Annotated in this window: 17 protein-coding genes; 8 read left to right on the forward strand and 9 right to left on the reverse strand. The window is 69.1% G+C overall.

The genetic code is table 11. The annotated features are described in order from the left end of the window. Positions 1-8: 8 nt before the first annotated feature. The 3 genes from U4Z64_RS19335 (at position 9) to U4Z64_RS19345 (ending at position 4,104) form a co-directional block, all read left to right on the forward strand. Positions 9-1,289 (forward strand): Zn-dependent hydrolase, encoded by a 1,281-nt coding sequence (locus tag U4Z64_RS19335; protein WP_321820684.1) that lies wholly within the window; start codon positions 9-11, stop codon positions 1,287-1,289. Then, positions 1,286-2,788 (forward strand): M81 family metallopeptidase, encoded by a 1,503-nt coding sequence (locus U4Z64_RS19340; protein WP_321820685.1) that lies wholly within the window; start codon positions 1,286-1,288, stop codon positions 2,786-2,788. Before U4Z64_RS19335 ends, U4Z64_RS19340 begins: the two co-directional genes overlap by 4 nt. Before the next feature lie 119 nt (positions 2,789-2,907). Continuing rightward, on the forward strand, positions 2,908-4,104 hold the full coding sequence (locus U4Z64_RS19345) for a beta-propeller fold lactonase family protein (protein ID WP_321820686.1): 1,197 nt from the start codon (positions 2,908-2,910) through the stop codon (positions 4,102-4,104). Positions 4,105-4,274: 170 nt separating this feature from the next. Here the strand turns inward: U4Z64_RS19345 and U4Z64_RS19350 are convergent, their stop codons facing one another. Further along, positions 4,275-5,033: a hypothetical protein gene (locus U4Z64_RS19350; RefSeq protein ID WP_135801046.1), complete on the reverse strand. Its 759-nt coding sequence runs from the start codon at positions 5,031-5,033 to the stop codon at positions 4,275-4,277. A 150-nt stretch (positions 5,034-5,183) separates the two neighbouring features. Beyond that, complete coding sequence (locus tag U4Z64_RS19355) at positions 5,184-5,318, reverse strand: hypothetical protein (protein WP_006750603.1); 135 nt, start codon at positions 5,316-5,318, stop codon at positions 5,184-5,186. Positions 5,319-5,717: 399 nt separating this feature from the next. On the opposite strand from U4Z64_RS19355, the gene U4Z64_RS19360 reads away from it, so the two are divergent. From U4Z64_RS19360 to U4Z64_RS19380, 5 genes are all read left to right on the forward strand, one after another. Next, positions 5,718-6,149, forward strand: a complete 432-nt coding sequence (locus tag U4Z64_RS19360; RefSeq protein ID WP_321810434.1) for a hypothetical protein — start codon at positions 5,718-5,720, stop codon at positions 6,147-6,149. 107 nt (positions 6,150-6,256) lie between these two features. Continuing rightward, a complete protein-coding gene (locus U4Z64_RS19365) occupies positions 6,257-7,069 on the forward strand; it encodes an alpha/beta hydrolase (protein ID WP_321820687.1) in 813 nt (270 codons plus the stop codon). Positions 7,070-7,254: 185 nt separating this feature from the next. Then, positions 7,255-8,424 (forward strand): class C beta-lactamase, encoded by a 1,170-nt coding sequence (gene ampC, locus U4Z64_RS19370; RefSeq protein WP_321820688.1) that lies wholly within the window; start codon positions 7,255-7,257, stop codon positions 8,422-8,424. A gap of 245 nt (positions 8,425-8,669) precedes the next feature. Continuing rightward, complete coding sequence (locus U4Z64_RS19375) at positions 8,670-9,581, forward strand: NAD-dependent epimerase/dehydratase family protein (protein ID WP_321820689.1); 912 nt, start codon at positions 8,670-8,672, stop codon at positions 9,579-9,581. A gap of 255 nt (positions 9,582-9,836) precedes the next feature. Continuing rightward, positions 9,837-10,739, forward strand: coding sequence for a LysR substrate-binding domain-containing protein (locus U4Z64_RS19380; protein ID WP_124521185.1), 903 nt, complete (start codon positions 9,837-9,839; stop codon positions 10,737-10,739). Between the two features lie 138 nt (positions 10,740-10,877). Here the strand turns inward: U4Z64_RS19380 and U4Z64_RS19385 are convergent, their stop codons facing one another. The 7 genes from U4Z64_RS19385 to U4Z64_RS19415 all read right to left on the reverse strand — a co-directional run bounded on the left by U4Z64_RS19385 (position 10,878) and on the right by U4Z64_RS19415 (position 20,398). Next, positions 10,878-12,272 carry an efflux transporter outer membrane subunit gene (locus U4Z64_RS19385; RefSeq protein WP_321820690.1) on the reverse strand — a complete coding sequence of 465 codons (1,395 nt, stop codon included), beginning with the start codon at positions 12,270-12,272 and terminating at the stop codon, positions 10,878-10,880. Continuing rightward, positions 12,269-15,460 carry a multidrug efflux RND transporter permease subunit gene (locus tag U4Z64_RS19390; protein ID WP_321820691.1) on the reverse strand — a complete coding sequence of 1,064 codons (3,192 nt, stop codon included), beginning with the start codon at positions 15,458-15,460 and terminating at the stop codon, positions 12,269-12,271. The genes U4Z64_RS19385 and U4Z64_RS19390 overlap by 4 nt, the downstream gene beginning before the upstream one ends. Next, positions 15,457-16,692: an efflux RND transporter periplasmic adaptor subunit gene (locus U4Z64_RS19395; protein WP_321820692.1), complete on the reverse strand. Its 1,236-nt coding sequence runs from the start codon at positions 16,690-16,692 to the stop codon at positions 15,457-15,459. The genes U4Z64_RS19390 and U4Z64_RS19395 overlap by 4 nt, the downstream gene beginning before the upstream one ends. A 280-nt stretch (positions 16,693-16,972) precedes the next feature. Further along, entirely contained in the window at positions 16,973-17,314 is a 342-nt protein-coding gene (locus U4Z64_RS19400) for a DUF4148 domain-containing protein (protein WP_321820693.1), read from the reverse strand. Between the two features lie 176 nt (positions 17,315-17,490). Then, on the reverse strand, positions 17,491-18,633 hold the full coding sequence (locus U4Z64_RS19405; RefSeq protein WP_124892628.1) for an FAD binding domain-containing protein: 1,143 nt from the start codon (positions 18,631-18,633) through the stop codon (positions 17,491-17,493). 37 nt (positions 18,634-18,670) lie between these two features. Continuing rightward, positions 18,671-19,546 carry an alpha/beta hydrolase gene (locus tag U4Z64_RS19410; protein WP_321820694.1) on the reverse strand — a complete coding sequence of 292 codons (876 nt, stop codon included), beginning with the start codon at positions 19,544-19,546 and terminating at the stop codon, positions 18,671-18,673. A gap of 132 nt (positions 19,547-19,678) precedes the next feature. Next, the gene (locus U4Z64_RS19415; RefSeq protein ID WP_044847096.1) at positions 19,679-20,398 is read right to left on the reverse strand and encodes a TetR/AcrR family transcriptional regulator; all 720 of its coding nucleotides are present in this window, start codon (positions 20,396-20,398) and stop codon (positions 19,679-19,681) included. Positions 20,399-20,678: the final 280 nt, after the last annotated feature.

A 20,678-nucleotide genomic window follows, 5' to 3' on the forward strand; every position in this document is an offset into this window, starting at 1 on the left:
TTCCACCGATGCAAGTTCTGGATTCGACACCGGGCGCCACGGCGTCCGGCCTGCGCGTCGACGGCGCGCGGCTGTGGGACAGCCTGATGCGTCTCGCGCGAATCGGCGCGACCGACAAGGGAGGCGTGTGCCGCCTCGCGCTCACCGAACTCGATCGCGAGGCGCGCGACCTGTTCGTCGCGTGGGCGAAGGAAATCGGCTGCACGGTACGCATCGATGCGATCGGCAACATCTTCGCGCGACGTGCGGGCGAACGCGACGACCTGCCGCCCGTGACGACGGGCAGCCATATCGACACGCAGCCGACCGGCGGCAAGTTCGACGGCAACTACGGCGTGCTCGCCGGCCTCGAAGTGCTGCGCACGCTCGACGACGCGGGCGTGCGTACGCGTGCGCCGCTCGAGGTCGCCGTGTGGACCAACGAGGAAGGCTCGCGCTTCGTGCCCGTGATGATGGGCTCCGGCGTGTTCGCGGGTGCGTTCACGCTCGACCACGCGCTCGCGCAACGCGATCGCGACGGCACATCGGTGGGCGATGCGCTGGCCGCGATCGGCTATGCGGGCGACGCGAACGGTGTGCATCCGGTCGGCGCGTATTTCGAAGCGCATATCGAGCAGGGGCCGGTGCTGGAGGCGCACGACACGACGATCGGCGTGGTCGAGGGCGCGCTCGGGCAGCGCTGGTACGACGTGACCGTACACGGGATGGAGGCGCATGCGGGACCCACGCCGATGGAACTGCGGCGCGACGCGCTGCTGGTCGCGGCCGATCTCGTGCGCACGGTGAACGGCATCGCGCGTGCGCACCCGCCGCACGGGCGCGGCACGGTCGGCTGGGTCGACGTCCATCCGAATTCGCGCAACGTGATTCCGGGCCGCGTGACGCTGACCGTCGACTTGCGCGCGGCCGACGATGCGACGCTGGCGGCGATGGATGCGGAACTGCGCGCAGCCTGCGCCGATCTGGGGGCGGTGGCCGACATGCGGATCGACGTCGAGCAGGTCGTGTATTTCGCTCCCCAGCCGTTCGACGCGGCACTCGTCGAGCGGGTGCGCGCGGGCGCAAGTGCGCTCGGGCTGTCGTCGATGAACGTGATCAGCGGCGCGGGTCACGACGCGGTGTATCTCGCACGCGTCGCGCCCACCGCGATGATCTTCGTGCCGTGCAAGGACGGGATCAGCCACAACGAAATCGAGGACGCCGATCCCGCCCACCTCGAAGCGGGCTGCAACGTGCTGCTGCATGCAATGCTCGGCGCGGCGGGCGTGGCGGAGGGCGCCACGCGATGAAGATCCTGATCGCCCGGATGAACCACGAAACCAATACGTTCTCGCCGGTGCCGACGCCGCTCGCCGCGTTCGGCCGCAACGGCCCCGACTGGGGCGACGACGCGTATCGCGCGAATCGCGGGATGCGCACCGCGATGGCCGCGTTCATCGATGCGGCGGCTCGCGCAGGCGCGGAGATCGTCACGCCGGTGTCGGCCGCTGCGAATCCGAGCGGGCCGGTTGCCGCCGACGCGTATGCGGCGATCTGCGACGCGATCGTCGCGGCCGCGCCCGGCTGCGACGCGGTGATGCTCGACCTGCACGGCGCGATGGTCGCCGAGCAGAGCGCGGACGGCGAGGGCGACCTGCTCGCACGCGTGCGTGCCGCGCTGCCCGATGCGCCGATCGCGGTCGCGCTCGACCTGCACGCGAACGTCACGCAGAAGATGATCGACCATGCGGACGTGATCGTCAGTTTCAAGACCTATCCGCACGTCGACATGTACGAGACGGGCGAGCACGCGGCGCGTGTGCTGCTCGACCGGCTGCACGGCCGCGCACGGCCCGTGCTCGCGTGGCGGCAGCCGCCGCTGATGACGTCAACGCTGCGCAGCGCGAGCGCCGAAGGCGCGATGCGGCGCGCAGTGGAGGCCGCGCGCGCGGCCGAAGCCGACGGGATGCTGGCGGTATCGGTGCTGCCCGGCTTCTCGCTCGCGGACATTCCCGCGCCGTGCATCAGCATCGTCGTGGTCGCCGACGGCGACCGCGCAGCGGCCGACGCGGTGGCCGAGCGCATCGCCCGGCAGATCTGGGACGCACGCGACGCGTTCGTCTACCGCAGCGCGCCGCTCGCGGAATCGGTCGCGCAGGCCGCGGCGCTGGCGCGCGGTGCGGACCGTCCGGTGCTGATGCTCGATCACGGCGACAACTGCATGTCGGGCGGCCCGTGCGACACGATGGACCTGCTGGAGGAGGCGCTCGCGCAGGGGCTCGACGGGATCGTCAGCGGGCCGCTGTGCGACCCGGATGCAGTCGCGGCGCTGATCGGCGCGGGCGTCGGCGCGACCGTGACCGTGCTGGTCGGCAACCGGATGCCGTCGCACGCCGGCGCGCGGCGCGCGCCGTTTCGGGCGACGGGCATCGTGCGCGCGATCACCGACGGCGAATACGTGATTACCGGGCCGACGTATACGGGCCAGCGCGCATACATGGGCCGCGCGGCGGTGCTCGATATCGGCGACGCGACGCTGGTCGTCACCGAGCGCACGCAGGAGCCGTGGGATCTCGGCGTGTTCGAGAGCGTCGGCATCGATCCGCGCCGCGCGCGATTCCTGCTGCTGAAGTCGCGGATGTACTGCCGGCCGGTGTTCGTGCCGATCGCGGCCGCGCTCGTCGAGTGCGACAGCCGCGGCGTGACCGGTTCGGACTACGGGCTGTTCCGCTACGAGCGGCTCGCGCGACCCGTGTATCCGCTCGACGACGTCGATCGGTGGGACAGCGCGGACGTGCGCACGACCTGAGCGGCGGGCACGAGACGCCGGTTTCGCGCGCTTTCGTGCATCATGCGGTGGCATCGACCCGTCGAGCAGCAGGGTCGTGCCAGTCCTTGCATCCGCAACCGATCCGGAGAACCGACCGCATGCATTCGAATCGCTTTCGCCTTCGTCGCGCCCGCCTGCTCGCCGCGCTGACGCTCGCTACCACCACCGTCACCGCCGTCACCGCGCACGCGGCCGACTGGATCGTGTCCGGCAACGACGGCAAGTATCAGCGCGTCGAAGGGCGCGACACCTATCTCGCGTCGCCGCCCGCCGACACGCTGACGTTGCTCGACGCGAGCGTGTTTCCGCCGAAGGTCGCGCTGCAGGTCGACGTCGAGAACGGCATCCAGGGCCCGCCGCAGGCCGTCGCGATCGCACCCGACGCGAAGCTCGCGCTGGTCGGCGCGCCGACGCGCTACGACCAGACCGCGAAACAGCTCGTGTTCGACACGTTTGTGCAGGTCGTGAACCTCGATGCGTCGCCGCCGGCGATCACGCGCATCGAACTCGGCACGCACCCGCAGGGGATCGCGATCGACCGGTCGGGCCGGCTCGCGCTGGCGGCGAACGTCGACGGCAGCGTGTCGATCCTGCGGATCGACGGAACGCAGGTGACGCTCGACGGCAACCTGAAGATCGGCAAGAAGCGGCTCGCCGGGATCAGCTTCACGCACGACGGCAAGCATGCGCTCGTGTCGCTGCGCGACGAGCAGGGCATCGCGGTGCTGAACGTCGACGACGGCAAGGTGACCGACAGCGGCACGCGGCTGAGCACGGGCGTCGCGCCCTACACGATCGACGTGTCGAGCGACAATCGCTGGGCCGTCGTCAGCAACGTCGGGCTCGCGGGGCTGCCGGGCTATACGGGCACGCTCGCGGGCGATGCCGATTCGGTCGCGCTGATCGACGTGTCGCGCACGCCGTTCCGCACGGTCCAGTACCTGACGGTGCCGTCGCTGCCGGAAGGCGTCGCGATCTCGCCGGACGGAAAGTGGATAGCCGTGCAGGCGATGGACGGCTCGAACCTGACGCCCGACAACCCGGGCCGCCACAAGCTCGGCAAGGTGGTGCTGTTCGAGATCCGCAACGGCCGTGCGGTGCAGACGAGTGAAGTGCCGGGCGGCGAAGCCGCGCAGGGCATCGTGTTTACCGCCGACAGCCGGCACGTGATCGTGCAGTTCAACGTCGAGCGGCAGCTCGCGCTGTATGCGGTGGACGGCGGCAAGTTGCGCGATACGGGCAAGCGCATCGCGCTGTCGGGCGGGCCGTCGTCGCTGCGGACGTTGCCGCGGTGATGGGTTGAAGCGTTCGACGGGCTGGCCGACGCGTGCGTCGCGCCGGTCCGGGATGCCGGGCTGCGCACGCAGCCCGAAGTCGCGACGACGGCGACGGTCAGCCGCCATCCGCTAGCCGAACTGCTCGCGCCGCTACGCGTTGCGCAGCGCCAGCCGTTCGCGCCCTCGGCTCATTGACCGAGCAACGCCGGCAGGTTGCCCTCATAGAGATGAACGCCCGCGTGGACGGTCTGGAACCACGAACACGCATACAGCTTGCCGCCGCACATCCGCCACTTCTTGCAGAACGACAGATCCTCCGACAGCGAGCGCCCGTCGGGTTCCCTCAGGAACTCGAAATGCTCGTACATGGAGGTCGAATTCGGCGACAGGTTCCGATAGCTCGGCGGAAACTGGACCTGCGTCTCGGGATAGGCCTGCGCCATCGTGTCGAACACGGGGCGCGCGATCATCATCAGGCCGGCGCCGCCCGAGTGGATTTCGGAAACCGAATCGAGCTGGATCCGGGACTGTGCACCGTCCACCGCATACGCGGTCTGGCTGTAATCGGCGCTGAACAACGCGAGCCGCTCGGGCGGCGCCGACGGATCCGAGCGCGCGGCCTCGGCGACCGCCGCCCAGTTGATGCTCTTGGACGGATACAGCCCGAGCATCACGTCGTGCTGCTGTTCGAACATCCGGATCACGTCGCTGCCGCGAAAGCCGATGTCCGCATCGATGAACATCATGTGCGACAGGCCGCTGTGCAGGAAGCGCTCGACCGCGACGTTTCGTTGCTGATGCAACAATGCGGTGCCGCTCAGGTAGAAGTATTCGAACGCGAGGCCGGTGCTCAGGCACGCATGCTGGAGCTCCAGCAGCCCGTTCACGTAGGGCAGGTAACACATGCCGCCGTAGGCGGGCGTGGCGACGAAAATGCCTTGTTTCATGATCGGACGGCCTGCGTGGGCGGTGCCCTGTTCGTGCTGCGCGAGAATGACGACTCCGACCCGCATCTTACCCTGCGTCGCGGCCCGCCGGTCGGCGTTTTTCAGTGCGGCGGCGAAGCGCGCCCGCCGCTGCCGCGCGCGCCGCCGTCGTTACGGACGCAGCAAATCGAATCCGCCGAACACGACCACGCCGCTGAGCGCGATCATCGCGACCGAATGCTGGCCGAAATAGAGAATCGCGGCTGCGAGCCACGTGGTCAGGCAGAAGGCGCCGATGCGGGCCATCGTGAATTCCTCGAAATGCGTGATGAAGGTGGAGCGTGCCGAAGTCGGCGCGTCGCATGTCGATGCGGGCGCGGGGCTCGCGTTGCGACGGCGCCGGACGGCATCGCGTGTCGGGCCCGACCGGACGGGCGCCGACGCGGGGCAGCCCGCGAGGCCTTGCCGGAAGCAGCCGGTGTGCTGCGGCAGCAGGCCAGCCGGCGATTTTACCAGCGTCGACGGCCGGCCAATCTGGCCCCTTCGCGACGATCGGCGGTACGCGCACGGCGCGGGCATCTCTGGGCATCTCAGGGCAGCTGGAAAGGCGGGGCTCAAGTTTCATCCGACGAATACCGTAAACCGGTTGCAAGGTTACCCCCTGTTCAACCGACCCGAGTCGCACACTCACTACGGACCGACACGATGCAGATCGACCCTTCTTCCGCTGCGCAGACCTCGCCAGCCGCTGGCAACGCGACCGCCGATCCGTCCGGCACCGGTGCCGCGTCGACGGCGACGTCCGCCGCGTCGTCGCAGGCGGGCGGTGCCGCGCAGTCGGACGGCGCAGGGCAGACGCCGGGCGCGTCGGGATCCTCGGCCGAGGATCCCGCGGTCAAGCAGTTGAAGCAACTCATCGAGCGCCTGCAGAAACAGCTTGCGCAACTGCAGCAGCAGATGGCGGCGGCCGCGCAGCGCGCGAAGCACGATCCGGCGGCGGCACTCGAGCAGCAGACGCTGGGCGCGGAAGCCAGCACGATCTCCGCCGCGCTGTCGACGGCGATCGCGCAGCTTGCGCAGGCGATCCAGAAGTCGGGCGGCTCGACGTCCGGCGCGCTGGTGTCGACGCAGGCCTGAAGGCACGGCGCCGCGCCGTCGCGTACCGCAGCGCGCGGACGCGTCGCGGCACGCTGTCGCGCGCATTACAATCGCAAGCTCGTCTCCCTCGCAAGGATGGCAGAACGATGAACGCGGAATTCGCCGACGACGACCTCGTCCGCTTCGACGCGCAAGGCGGCGCGCCGCTGCCGGCGGCCGACGCCGAAGGATGGCTGGACCACGACGGCGCGCGCATCTGGCACGCGTCGTTCGGCCACGGCCCGCCCGTCGTGCTGCTGCACGGCGGCCTCGGCCACGGCGGCAACTGGGGCAACCAGGTGCCGGCGCTGCTCGCGGCCGGCTACCGTGCGATCGTGATCGACAGCCGCGGCCACGGCCGCAGCACGCGTGACGATCGCCCCTATTCCTACGAACGCATGGCCTCCGACGTGCTGGCGGTGCTCGATGCGCTGCGCATCGGGCGCGCACGCTTCGTCGGCTGGAGCGACGGCGCATGCGTGTCGCTCGTGCTGGCCGCCCGCGCGCCGGCGCGTGCGGCGGGCGTGTTCTTCTTCGCGTGCAACATGGATCCGGGCGGCACGAAGGAGATGGTGCCGAGCCCGCTGATCGACCGCTGCTTCGCGCGGCACCGCAAGGACTACGTGCGGCTGTCCGCGACGCCGGACCGTTTCGACGCGTTCGTTGCCGCCGTCAGCGAAATGATGCGCACGCAACCGGATTACAGCGCGGCCGACCTCGCGGCGATCGCCGTGCCGGTCGCGATCGTGCAGGGCCAGCACGACGAGTTCATCCGCCCCGACCATGCAGCGTATCTCGCGCGCACGATTCCGGGCGCAACGCTGACGATCCTGCCGGGCGTGAGCCACTTCGCGCCGCTGCAGCGGCCGGCGCGCTTCAATGCCGCGATGCTGGCGTTTCTCGACCGCTTGCCGGACTGACACGCGCGGGACCGGTTCACGCGCCGCATAAGATTTTCTTTAGGCTCGCGCAACATATCGTCGATTGTCGGTTGGCGGCCGGCAGCGGATAGTCCTGCCTCGACGGGACGGCTGGCGCGGCGTCCGCGCGGCGCGGCCGAATCCGTTGTTCATGCAACCATATGAAAATCGAAGGAACCGCACCCATGCGATTCAACGCGATCCGCATCGCCGCGACCCTGTTCGTCGCCGCATGCGCCGCCGCCACGGCCGGCCGCGCGGCCGCCGCCACGCAGGACGAGATTCACGACACCGTAACCCGCCACGTCGCACCGCTGATGAAGCAGTTCGCCATTCCCGGCATGGCGATCGGCATCGTCGCCGACGGCAAGCCTTATGTGTTCGACTACGGCGTGATGTCGACGCAAACCGGCCAGCCGGTGACCGGCGACACGCTGTTCGAGATCGGCTCCGTCAGCAAGACGCTGACCGCGACGCTCGCATCCGACGCGCAGGAAAGCGGCGAGCTGTCGCTCACGGATCCGGCCGGCAAGTATCTGCCCGCGCTGTGGGGCAAGCCGTTCGGCCGCGTGACGCTGCTCGAGCTTGGCACGCACACGCCCGGCGGGATGCCGCTGCAGGTGCCCGACAGCATCCGCGACGACGCGGGCCTGATGCGCTATCTCGACGCGTGGCGTCCCGCGTACGCGCCGGGCACGCGCCGCACCTATTCGAACGTCGCGATCGGGATGCTCGGGCAGCTCACCGCGAAGGCGATGAATCGCGACTTCGCGGGGCTGATGGAACAGCGGCTGTTTCCCGCGCTCGGGATGACGCACACCTACATCAACGTGCCCGCCGCGCGGCAGGCCGACTATGCGCAGGGTTATACGCAGGACGGCAAGCCGATCCGGATGACGGGCGGCATGCTGTGGCAGCCGGCGTACGGCGTCAGGACGACGGCGGCCGACCTGTTGCGCTTCGTGCAGGCGAACATGGGGCTCGTCGAAACGGCGCCGCGGCTGCAGCGTGCGCTCGAACGCACGCACACCGGTTATTCTCGCGCAGGGCCGTTCACGCAGGACCTGATCTGGGAACAGTATCCGTATCCGGTCGCATTGCCGACGCTGCTCGCGGGGAATGCGCCGCCGATGCTCCACGACGCGACGCCCGCGACCGAACTCAAGCCGCCGCTCGCACCGCGCCCGGATGCGTGGATCAACAAGACGGGGTCGACCAACGGCTTCAGTACCTATGTCGCGTTCGTGCCCGCGAAGCGGCTCGCGATCGTGATGCTCGCGAATCGCAGCTTCCCGATCGAGGATCGCGTGAAGACTGCGTACCGGATCGTCGAGTCGCTGGGCGGCAAGCCGTAGCCTGGAGGCTCCTGCTTTGACGCGCCGCCGCCGATCTTCCCGCCCGGATCAAAACTCTTTTCACGATCCGCCTCTTTCGCCGCCCGCGCGCGGCATCGATACTGACGCGACAGGCCGCGTTGCGCAGGTTCGACGCGCCGCACGGCCGGCATCGACGGCCCGCGCCCATCCGACACCGGTGCGCGCGGGCCGACTCATTTCCGCGAGGCGCGGGCAGTTTCACGGCCTCGCCATCGGAGCGGTGGATGAAGGGCATCAAGGTATTCGTAACGGGCGCGGCCGGCTACATCGGCGGCTCGGTGGCAGCACGGCTGGTATCGGAAGGGCATGTCGTCACCGGGCTCGCGCGCGACGGCGAGAAGGCCGCGACGCTCGCGGCGGCCGGCATCATGCCGGTCATCGGCACGCTCGACGACATCGCGTTGCTGCATGCGTTCGCGAGCGACGCGGACTGCGTGATCAACGCGGCGAGCAGTGACCACCGCGCATCGGTCGAGACGATCGTCGCGGCGCTGAGCGGCTCGGGCAAGACGTTCCTGCATACGAGCGGCACCAGCGTGATCGCGGACGACGCACAGGGCGCGCACGGCGACGCGCCGGTGTTCGACGAAGCGACGCCGGTCGTCGCGCCGGCCAAGCCCGAGCGCCGTGCGATCGATCGGCTCGTGATGTCGGCGGCGACGCTCGGCATCCGCTCGGCGGTGATCTGCAACAGCATGATCTACGGCGACGGGCTCGGCATCCGGCGCGACAGCGCGCAGCTTCCGCTGCTCGCGGCGATCGCGCGCGAGGCCGGCGCGGTCCGCGTGATCGGCAAGGGGTTGAACCGCTGGTCGAACGTGCATGTCGAGGACGTCGCCGATCTCTACGTGCGCGCGATGCGGCACGCGGCGCCCGGCGCGCTGTATTTCGCGGAGAACGGCGAAGCGTCGTTCGCGGACATCGGCGCGGCGCTCGCCGCGCGTCTCGGTTTGCCGTCGGTCGTCGAGTGGGACATCGCCGAAGCCGAGCAGGTGCTCGGCCACTCGCGCGCGCATTTCTCTCTGGCGTCGAACAGCCGCGTGAAAGCCGTGCGCGCGCGGCAGGAACTCGGCTGGGCGCCGCAGCATGGCGCGATGCAGGACTGGATCCGCCACGACATGCCGGTCGCGGCCTGACGCCGCAGAATTGCTTCGCAGCACGCAGCACGCAGCACGCAGCACGCAGCACGCAACACGCAACACGCAACACGCAACACGCAACACGCGCCCTCCCGGGCGCGTGCGCCCCCCGGCCTGCGATCGCATTGATCGGACAATATTAGCCGCGCATTCTTGAATCTGAATCAACTATGATTCGCGCCGGCTCCCGCTTATCAAACGGGCGCTGCGGCACTATCGTGACGATTCTGAAACCGTCACCGATTCCCGACCATGAAGACCACCCTCGACGAGATGCTCGCATTCGTGACCATCGCCGATACCGGCTCGTTGACGGGGGCGGCGGACAAGCTCCACCAGCCGACGTCGGTGATGAGCCGGATCCTGCGGCGTCTCGAGGAAAAGCTCGACACGACGCTGATCCGCCGCACGACACGCCGGCTCGAAGTGACGGAAGAGGGCACGCTGTTCCTCGAATACGCGCGCGAGATCATCGCGTCGGTCGAATTCGCCGAGGAACAGCTCGCCAGCCAGCGCGAGAAGCCGGCCGGGCGGTTGCGCATCAACGCGGCGATGCCGTTCATGCAGCACGTGATCGCGCCGATGATGCCGGGCTTTCGCGAAGCGTTTCCGGCGATCGCGGCCGAACTGCATACCAGCGACGAAATCATCGACTTGCTCGAACAGCGCGCCGACGTCGCGATCCGGATCGGCGAGCTGCGCGATTCGACGCTGCACGCGCGCAAGCTCGGCAGCAGCCGGCTGCGCATTCTCGCGAGCCCCGCGTACCTGGAGAAGGCCGGCGTGCCGACGCGCGTGGCCGATCTCGCGGACCATACGCTGCTCGGCTTCGTGCAGCCCGAAACGCTGAACCACTGGCCGCTGCGCACCGCGGACGGCGACGTATACCGGATCCATCCCGCGCTGCAGGCGTCGAGCGGCGAGACGCTGCTGACGCTCGCGCTGAATGGCGCGGGCATCGTGTGCCTCGCCGACTACATGACGGGCACCCATCGCCGCGACGGCAGCCTCGTCGAAGTGCTGGTCGACGACACGACCGAATTTCGCCAGCCGATTCATGCGGTCTACTATCGCAACGCGACGCTGTCGTCGCGCATCGTCAGTTTTCTGGACTACTTGAGCGCACAGCTGAAGGAAGGCGGCGATATCGACTGAAGGGGCGCGCAAACCGCCGCTCGTCTCGTGCGAAGGGCGACGTGTTCGATCGATATCGGGCACGTCGCCCTTTTTTCATGGCGACCGACGCGACCAACGCGACCGATGCGCCGCACCAGCCGCATCGCACCAACCCGACTATTGTCCGAGCGCGGTCATCAGCCTGACCTGCGCGAGCATCTCGTCGGTGCGCGCCTGCGCGAGCGAATCCTCGGCCGCGAGCAGCGAGCGCTGCACCTCCAGCGTGTCGATGAACGCCGATTCGCCGCTGCGCCACGACCGGTTGATCTGCGCATAGGCATCGCGCGCATTCGACGCCGCGCGTTCGAGGCGCTCGGTCCGGCTGTGATCGCGGGCGGTTGCGGCGAGCGACGTTTCGACGTCGCTGACCGCGCCGAGCACGGTCGAGCGATAGGCGGCGACGGCCTGATCGGCCTGCGCGCGTCGCAACGCGACGATGCTGCGGCGCCGTCCGCCGTCGAACAGCGGCGCGCTCGCGCCGGCGCCGGCCATCCAGGCGAGCGAACGCGCGAGCGTCGCGCCGGAGAAGCCGTCGACGGCCGCGCCGATCACGCCGATCAGCTGCAGGTGCGGCCTGAGATCGGCTTCGGCCACGCCGATGCGCGCATACGCGGCGACGACCCTCGCTTCGGCGGCGCGCACGTCGGGCCGGCGGCGCAGCAGGTCGGCCGGCGTGCCGACGCCCGGCGCCGCTGCCGTCCACACCGGCCCCGGCGCGGGCGGATCGAGTTGCGCATAGACGTCCTGCGGCGTCGCCGCGGTGATGATCGACAAGCGGTGAATCGCGGCCTGCCGCTGCAACTGCAGCGCGGGCAACTCGGCGAGCGTGGTTTCCGCCTGCGCGGCGGCGCGGTCGACGTCGGCGATCGGCACGACGCCCGCGTCGAACAGGCGCCGCGTCGATGCCTCGGTGCCGCGCTGACTTTCCGCGTTCGCCTCGACCAGCGCGAGCCGCTGCTCGAGCCCGCGCACCGTCACGTAGGTGCGCACGGTTTCGTCGATCGTCGCGATCCGCACGGCCGCCGCGTCGTTCTGCGCGGACGCGATGTCGGCGTCGGCGGCCGACACGCCCTGGCGGATGCGCCCGAAGATGTCGATTTCCCACGCGACGCTCGCATTCAGGTCGAACGCATTGCCGGTCGTTGGCGTATCGGTCGGGAACGCCTGCGACGCGGACAGCCGCTGACGGCCGGCGCCCGCATTCAGATCGAGCGACGGGAACCACTGCGACGCGGCGCCGATCCGTACCGCGCGCGCCGCGTCGATGCGCGCGACCGCCGCCTTCAGGTCGAGGTTGTTGGCGAGCGCGCGATCGACCAGCCGGTCGAGAATCGGATCGTGAAAGCCGTGCCACCACGCGTCGGTCGCGGCGGCAGGGCCGGCGGCGACGAGATCCGCGTTCGCGTAGGTCGCGGCGAGCGGCGGCGGGGCGACGGTGGCGACCGGTGCGCTCGTGCACGCGGTCAGGACGGCCGCCGCGGACAGCGCAGCCACGAGTCGGATGAATTTCATTGCACCACCTCCGCGGCCGCCGCCGCGACGCCGGATTTGCGCGTCGCGAGCCGGCGGACCAGCACATAGAACACAGGCGTGAACAGCAGCCCGAAGAACGTCACGCCGATCATCCCGAAGAACACGGCTGCGCCGACCGCCTGGCGCATTTCCGCGCCGGCGCCTTCGGAGATCACGAGCGGCAGCACGCCGAGAATGAACGCGAGCGACGTCATCACGATCGGGCGCAGCCGCTGCACGCACGCGTCGACCACCGCGTCGACCAGCTCCCGGCCGTCGGCCTCGAGCTGCCGCGCGACCTCGACGATCAGGATCGCGTTCTTCGCGGCGAGCCCGACCAGCACGATGAAGCCGATCTGCGTGAGGATGTTCACGTCCTGGCCGAGCGCGCGCACGCCGAGCGACGCGGCCAGCAGGCACATCGGCACGATCAGCAGGATCGACACCGGCAGGCTCCAGCTGCCGTACTGCGCGGCGAGCACCAGATAGACGAGCAGCACGCACAGCGGGAACACGAGCAGCCCCGTGTTGCCGGCCGTGGTCTGCTGGTACGACAAGTCGGTCCATTCGAACGAGATGCCCGGCGGCAGCACCTGCTTCGCGAGCGTCTCCATCGTCTTGATCGCAAAACCGGAACCGAGGCCGGGTGCGGTATCGCCGTTGATCTCGGTGGCCGGATACAGGTTGTAGCGCGGTGCGCGATCGACGCCGAGCGTGTCGTCGATGCGCGTGACGCTGCCGATCGGCACCATGTCGCCGTCGCGGTTGCGCACCTTCAGGCGCCCGAGGTCGGAGGCCGTCACGCGGAACGGCAGGTCGGCCTGCGCGGTGACGCGATAGGTGCGCCCGACGATGTTGAAGTCGTTGATGTAGGTCGAGCCGAAATACGTTTCGACCGCATCGTTGATCTCCTGGCTCGGCACGCCGAGCATCTCCGCCTTCTCGCGATCGAGCTCGACGTGAACCTGCGGACTCGTCGCCGAGTAGGGCGTGTAGACGCCGACCATGCCGGGCGTGCGGTTCGCGGCGTCGACGAGATCCTGCGTCGCCTTTGCGAGCGCGGCCGTGCCGAGGCCGTTGCGGTCTTCGAGTCGCATCGCGAAGCCGCCCGTGCTGCCGAGGCCCTGCACCGGCGGCGGCATCGCGACGACGATCGACGCTTCGGTGATGCCCGCGAGGCGCTTGCGCAGCTCGGCCGCGATCGTGTCGATGGTGAGGCCCTGCGCCTTGCGTTCGGGCCAGGGCTTGAACACCGGGAACAGGCCGGCGCTGTTCGCCGAATTCGTGCCGGTGGCCGCGTTGACGCCGGAGAACACCGGCACGCGCGCGACGCCCGGCACCGACAGCGCGATGTCCTCGATCTTGCGCGCGACCGCGCTCGTGCGTTCGAGCGTCGCGCCGTCGGGCGTGCGCACCAGCACCACCAGGTAGCCGCGATCCTGCGCGGGAATGAAGCCCTTCGGGCTCGATACCAGCAGATAGCCGGTCGCCGCGATCAGCACGACGTACAGCACGCTCATCGCGGGGATGATCCGCACGAGCTTCCTGACCAGCGCGCCGTAGGCGTCCGACACGCGCTGGAACACGCGGTTGAATGCATCCGCGAAACGCTGCACCGCGCGCATGAGCGGCGCAAGCAGCGCGGCCGTGCGCGACGTCGACGCCGGCGCATCGTGCGCGGGGTCGTGCGCCTTCAGCATCATCGCGGACAGCGCGGGCGCGAGCGTGACCGACGTGAAGAACGAGATCGCGGTCGACACGGCGATCGTCACGCCGAACTGGCGGAAGAACTGGCCGGAGATGCCCGGAATGAACGAGGTCGGCACGAACACCGCGCACAGCACCAGCGTGATCGCGAACAGCGCGCCGCCGACTTCCTTCATCGTCAGCAGCGTCGCATCGCGCGGCGCGGCGCCGGCCGCCAGGTGCCGCTCGACGTTCTCGACCACGACGATCGCGTTGTCGACGACGATCCCCACCGCGAGCACGAGGCCGAACAGCGTCAGGTTGTTGATCGAGTAGCCGAGCACGGCCATCGCCGCGAACGTGCCGACCAGCGACACCGGAATCGACAGGATCGGGATGATCGAAGGCCGCCAGCCCTGCAGGAACAGCAGCACGACGAACACCACGAGCACGACGGCCTCGTAGATGGTCTTCACGAGTTCGTGGATGCTGTCGCCGATGAACGCGGTCGGGTTGTAGCCGATGTTGTAGACGATGCCCTTCGGGAACGCCTTGCCGAGCTCGGTCATCTTCTTCTCGACCGCGTCCATCGTCGCGACCGCGTTCGCGCCGGGCTGCTGCAGCACCTGCAGCGCGATGGTCGGGTGGCGCAGCATGTAGCTGTCGGTCGCGTACGCGAGCGCGCCGACCTCGATGCGCGCGACGTCCTTCAGCCGCACGAGACGCCCGTCCTGCCCCTGCTTGACGACGATGTCGCTGAAATCCTCGGGCCGCTTCAGGCGCCCTTCGAAGATCAGGTTCGGCTGGAACGCCTGGTTCGTGATCGGCGCCTGCGCGACCACGCCGCCCGCGAGCTGCGTGTTCTGCGCGCGCACCGCGGCGATGAGGTCGCGCGGGCTCAGGCCGAACGACGCGACGCGTTCCGGGTCGAGCCAGATGCGCATCGAGTATTCGCGCGCGCCGAGCGGGTTGATGTCGCCGACGCCGTCGATCCGCTTCAGCACGTCGGCGACGTTGCGGATCGCATAGTTCGACACGTACAGCGGATCGTAGCGCTGGTCGGGCGAGTAGATGAAGATCGTGCCGAGCTGCGTCGGCGACGACTTGCGGACCGACACGCCGCTGCGCTGCACGGGCTCGGGCAGGCGCGGCGTCGCGAGCGCGACGCGATTCTGCACCAGCACCTGCGCCTTGTCGACGTCGGTGCCGGGCTTGAACGTCGCGGTGATGTTCAGGCTGCCGTCGGAGGTCGCCTGGCTGTACATGTACAGCATGTCCTCGACGCCGTTCACTTCCAGCTCGATCGGGGTCGAGACGGTTTGCGACACGGTTTCCGCGGACGCACCCGGGTAGCTCGCCTGGATCACGACGGTCGGCGGCGCGATGTCCGGATACTCGGACACCGCGAGCGAGAAATAGGCCAGCGCGCCTGCGATGGTCAGCACGATCGACAGGACGATCGCGAGCACCGGCTGCTGGACGGACAGGCGGCCGAGGTTCATTGCGCGCTCCCGGTCGCGGTGCTGGACGAAGCAGTTGCGTTCGCAACTTTTTCGGAATTCGTCCCATTCGCCATCTGAGCCGCATCGATCGCGCGCGGCACCGCGTTGACCTGATCGCCGGCCTGCACGCGCTGGAAGCCGTCGACGATCACGCGGTCGCCGGCCTTCAGCCCCGCATCGATTTCACGCAGGTTGCCGAACAGGCGGCCGGGCGTCACCGGGCGCACCGACACGGTGCCGTTCGCGTCGACGAAATACAGCACGCGGCGCGTCGCGTCGGTCGCGACGGCCGAATCCGGCACGAGCAGCGCCGCGTGCGCGACGCGGCTCGACAGCGACACGCGGCCGAACTGGCCGGGGCTCAGGCGTCCGTCCGGATTCGCGACGCGCGCGCGCTGGCGTAGCGTGCCGGTCGAGTTGTCGAGGCGGTTGTCGACGAAATCCATCGTGCCCGACAGCGACGGCTTCGCGTCGCCCGGCAGCGCGATCGCCACCTGTCGCGACGACGCGCTGCCGCCATGTTGCGCGGCTTCGCGCGTGTAGCGCAGGTAGCTTTCCTCGTCGACGTCGAAGTAGATGTCGATCGGGTCCTGCGACACGATCGTCGTCAGCACCGTGGCTTCGCTGTCGCCGCCCTTCACGAGGTTGCCCTCGCTGACGCGCTTGCGGCTGATGCGCCCCGACATCGGCGCGACGATGCGCGTGAACGACAGGTCGAGCCGCGCGCGTTCGAGCGCGCCTTGCGCGCTCGTCACGTCGGCCTGCGCGCTTTGCACGGCCTGGCGGCGCTGGTCGTACAGGCTCTGCGCGATGGTGTCGGTCTTGATCAGGACGCTGGCCCGCTCGAAATCCTGCCGGCTCAGCTTCAGTTGCGACTGCGCGCGCTCGAGCGTGCCTTGCGCGGCCGTCACCGCCGCCTGGTACGGGCGCGGATCGATGACGAACAGCAGGTCGCCTTTTTTCACGGTCGCGCCATCCTGGAACGCGACGCGTTCGAGATAGCCGCTCACGCGCGGGCGCACGTCGACCGTGTCGACCGCTTCGAAGCGGCCCGTGTAGACGTCGACGTCGTTCACGTTGCGCGCGACGGGCGCGCTGACGATCACGTTCGGCTTCGGGGCCGGCGCGGTGTCGTCCGACCGGCAGCCCGTCAACGCGAGCAATGCGGCGAGCGGAAGGGCGGCCAGCACGGCCGGTCGCGCGAAGCGCTTCAATCCTGGGTAGCTGTTCATGTTGTTCGGGGTATCGAATGACGCGCACGGCGCCGGATGGTGCGCAGTATCGTGCGTGGCGCGCGATGGATAAACGGACGCGGCGTCATAAGAACTTGTACTGCGCAGTCACGAATCGCGCGGTGCGGCGACGATGCGCGCGGCAGGGGCGTGATGCGGGAAGCGGTGCGACGACGCGCGGCCCGAACGCCTGTTCAGGCGATTCGGGCCGGCGATGCGGAGGGGACGGACGAGCGGAGGCGCGTGGCGGGCAAGGTGCTCGCGCGCGCGTCGATGCCGCTCAATGACCGAGATAGATCGCGTCGCGGCCGTTGGTCGTCAGTGCGCGGCCGGATGCGCTGGTGCCGGTGCCTTCGCTGCCGTAGCCGGTCGTGTCGGCTGCCGGTGCGGTGTTCGATGCCGCTTGCGCGACGGCGTTTTCACGCACGCGCTTTTCGGCGGCGAGGATCGCGACCGGATACTGGTTGTGGTCCAGTGCCGGCGTATAGCCGACAGCCGCGAGGCGGGCCATTTCGGCTTTCACTTCGGCGCGGGTCAGCGGGCGGTCATGCTGCTGCGCGAACGAAACGGCCGGCGTGGCGATGATCAGTGCGGCAAGCGTGGAAGAAACGAGCGTTTTCATCAGGGGTACCTATCGGGTCGAGTGAACCGCAACCACGTCGTCGTCGTTGCGAGTGCTGCCAATATAGGTATCCCGACGCCGCGGAAAAACGGGCCGCCGGCGAAATCATTTTTGACCTGGAATCACGAATCGGCGGTCGATGCAAACGATCGAGCCCGCACACGGCGGCCGGCCGGTCACGCGCGCCCCATGATCCGCGCGCCGAGCGAGATGCCGAGTTCGGACAGCGACGCGCTGGTGGCGAGCTGAACAGCTTCCCAGCGCGACAGCGCGGCGTCGAACGCGTTGGCGGGCACGCCGCCGCGCAGCGCCTCGGCAAGACCGACCGCGTTGTCCGCCGCTTTCGCGACACCTGCGGCCGTATGCGGCCGCACGAGGCAGGCCGCGTCGCCGAGCAGCACGGCGCGGCCGAACGCCATGCGCTCGACCGCGAGATCGAGGATCGCCTGTGCGAACGGCGCCTGTGTCGCGTCGACGAGCGCGGCGAGCGTCGGTGCGAGCATCCGGCGGCCGGCGTTCACGAGTTCGAGCCGGTTGTCGTCGCGCATCGCGCCGGGCGGCAGCGAGCCGTCGCGCTGCATGCCGTCCTGGCCGAGAAACAGCGATGGCAGGCGATCCTGCGCGAGCCGCCGGTACCAGACCCAGTTCACGCGCCGCTTGCCGGGCGCGATCGCGCCGTCGCGGCCGGGCACCAGATAGGTCAGGAACAGATGGGCGTCGCCTTGCTGGAACGTGAAGCGCTCGCGCAGCACCTGCAGCACCGTGTCGGGAAGCAGGTGCTCGTCGACGAGCCCGCGCCACGCGACATACCCCGCGTATGCGGGCCGCGCATCGGGCAGCAGCTGCGCGCGCACGGCCGAGCGGCCGCCGTCGGCGCCGACCAGCAGGTCGGCCTGCTCGACGCGGCCGTCCGAGAAGTGCGCGAACACGCGCGCGCCGTCCTGCTCGAACCGGTCGAACGCGACGCCGGCGTGCAGGACGTCGGCGGGCAGCGCGCGCTTCAGCGCCGTATAGATCACGTTCCATGCGGTCTGCGTCTGCGGCATGTAGAAGCGTTGCACGATACGGTCGCGTTCGTCGACGTAGATCCGGTCGCCCGAATCGACGCCCGCGTCGCGCGGCACAGGCACGCCGCCGAACGCGAACGCGCGCTCGATCGGCGGCTGCAGCACGATGCCGCCGCCGCGACTGTCGAGATCGTTCGGCGATTGCTCGAACACCTTGACGCGCCAGCCGGCCGCCCGCAACGCGGTTGCCGTGAACAGTCCGCCCACCGATCCGCCGACGACGATCGCCGACGGGCCCGAAACATCGCTCATGATTGCTTTCCCCCGATGATTCGCCGCACGCGGCAGTTCAACCTTCCCAGTGCGCGAGGAAGTCGAGCAGCAACGCGTTCACGCGCTCCGGCTGCTCCTCCTGCGGCAGGTGTCCGCACTGCGCGATCGGCTCGGCGCGCAGGTTCGTCGCCATGCTTTCCCACACGGACTTCATGTCGAACATCTTGCCGACCGCATAGAAATCCTCGCCCCAGATGGCCATCGTCGGGCAGGCGATCGGGACGTCGGCGTCGACGAGATCCTGCTTCACGTCCTCCGCGTTCGCGCGATAGTCGGCCAGCGCGCCGCGCACGGCGCCCGGGCGCCGGTACGCACGCACGTACGTGTCGAACGCGTCGCCGGAGATCGCGTGCGGGTTGTAGCACCAGTCGGCGAAGAAATGGCTCAGCCACTCGGCTTCCTTGCCGGCGATCAGTGCCTCGGGCAGGTCGGGCACCTGATGGAACAGGAAGAACCAGTACGCGCGCGCGGTTTGCGCGGTCATGTTCTGCGCGACGATGCGCGTCGGCACGTTGTCCATCACGACGAGCCGGTCGACGCGCTCGGGGAAGTCCTTCGAAAAGCGCGTCGCGACACGCGCGCCGCGATCGTGGCCGACGAGCGCGATGCGGCCGATGCCGAGCGCATCGAGCAGGCCGGCTACGTCGCGCGCCATGTTGCGCTTGTCGTAGCCGGCGGCCGGCTTGTCGGTTTCGCCGTAGCCGCGCAGGTCGGGCGCGATCACGCGGTAACGCCGCGCCAGCGCCGGGATCTGGAAGCGCCACGCGAAGCTGGTTTCCGGGAAGCCGTGCAGCAGCACGACGACCGGCCCGCTGCCGGCATCGATGTAGTGCTGGCGGATGCCGTTCGCGGTGACGGTGTGATGCGTGATCGAAGGCGCGTCGTGGGTCATCGGGTGGTCCCTGTCCGGTTCGGTGTGCGCGCAGCCGGGAGGCGGGCGCAGATGCCGTTCGAGGATAGGCGAAGCGATCGGCGCGCCGGATAAATTGTTCTGAAATCGTCTGGCGGCGTGCGCCGCGCCGGATTACGCGCGCCGGCGGCGCCGGCCACCCGCGCCGGACGCGAGCTGCTTCAGCGTCGCGGGCGTGCCGTGGAGAAACGCATCGACCAGCCGTTCGATTTCGGTGTCGAGATCGTCGGGCACCGGCAGGCCGTAGACCCACTTGCGGACGCCGAAATAGAAGATGCTCGCGTGCAGGCTCCAGACCAGTTCGATTTCCGCGTTGCGCTGTGCCTCGGTCGCCGGCGTCGCAATGTCGTACTCGTGCCGCAACTCGCGCAGCACCGGCAGGAACACGCGTTCGCGCAACCGCGACAGGTAGCGAGTATTGAAACCCTCGCGGCTGAGCCCCGCGAAGATGAAGGTGCGGATCCATTCGCGCCGCAGGATGGTTTGCGCGTACGCGCGATAGAACGTGACGAGCCGTTCCTGCAGCGGGACCGTGCGGTCCGCGATCAGTTTTTCCCAGTCGGAGTTCCACGTGTAGATCTCGTCGTACACGCGATCGATCAGCGCTTCCTTGCTCGGGAAGTACCGGTACAAGAGCGGCTGGGTGACGCCGATTTGCCGCGCGAGTTCGCGCGTGCTGCCGGAAAAGCCGTGCGTCGCGAAGTGCTCGATCGCCTTCTCGACGATTTGCCGCTCGCGCGCTTCCGGCGCGAGCCGGCGGCCCGGCGTGACGGCGTTGCCGTCGGCGTCCGTCCCGCGCTCGCGGGCCGGCGTGCTGCGTTTTCTTTCGGTCATGCATCGGCTCCTGATGGCGCGCTTAAGCTATCGCTCGAAAAATAACACGATCGGACCGTGCGGGCCGATCGCTGCGCCGAGGTCGCTGCGATGCGAGAGCGTTTTCCTAAGCGTACCGCGTCGCGTCGACCCCGCAGTCCGGCCGGGCGTCCGGGCGGCATATTCAGGAAAATTCAGGGCCGCCGCCATGACATTAAGACGTTCCTTAACTAGTCTTGCTTCCGAACCGCCGTTGGGACCGGACGCCAGTCGGCGCCTCCGGGCCGTTCGGCGCAACCGG

It is taken from the genome of Burkholderia sp. BCC1996, from assembly GCF_905339955.1.
Lineage (GTDB): Bacteria > Pseudomonadota > Gammaproteobacteria > Burkholderiales > Burkholderiaceae > Burkholderia.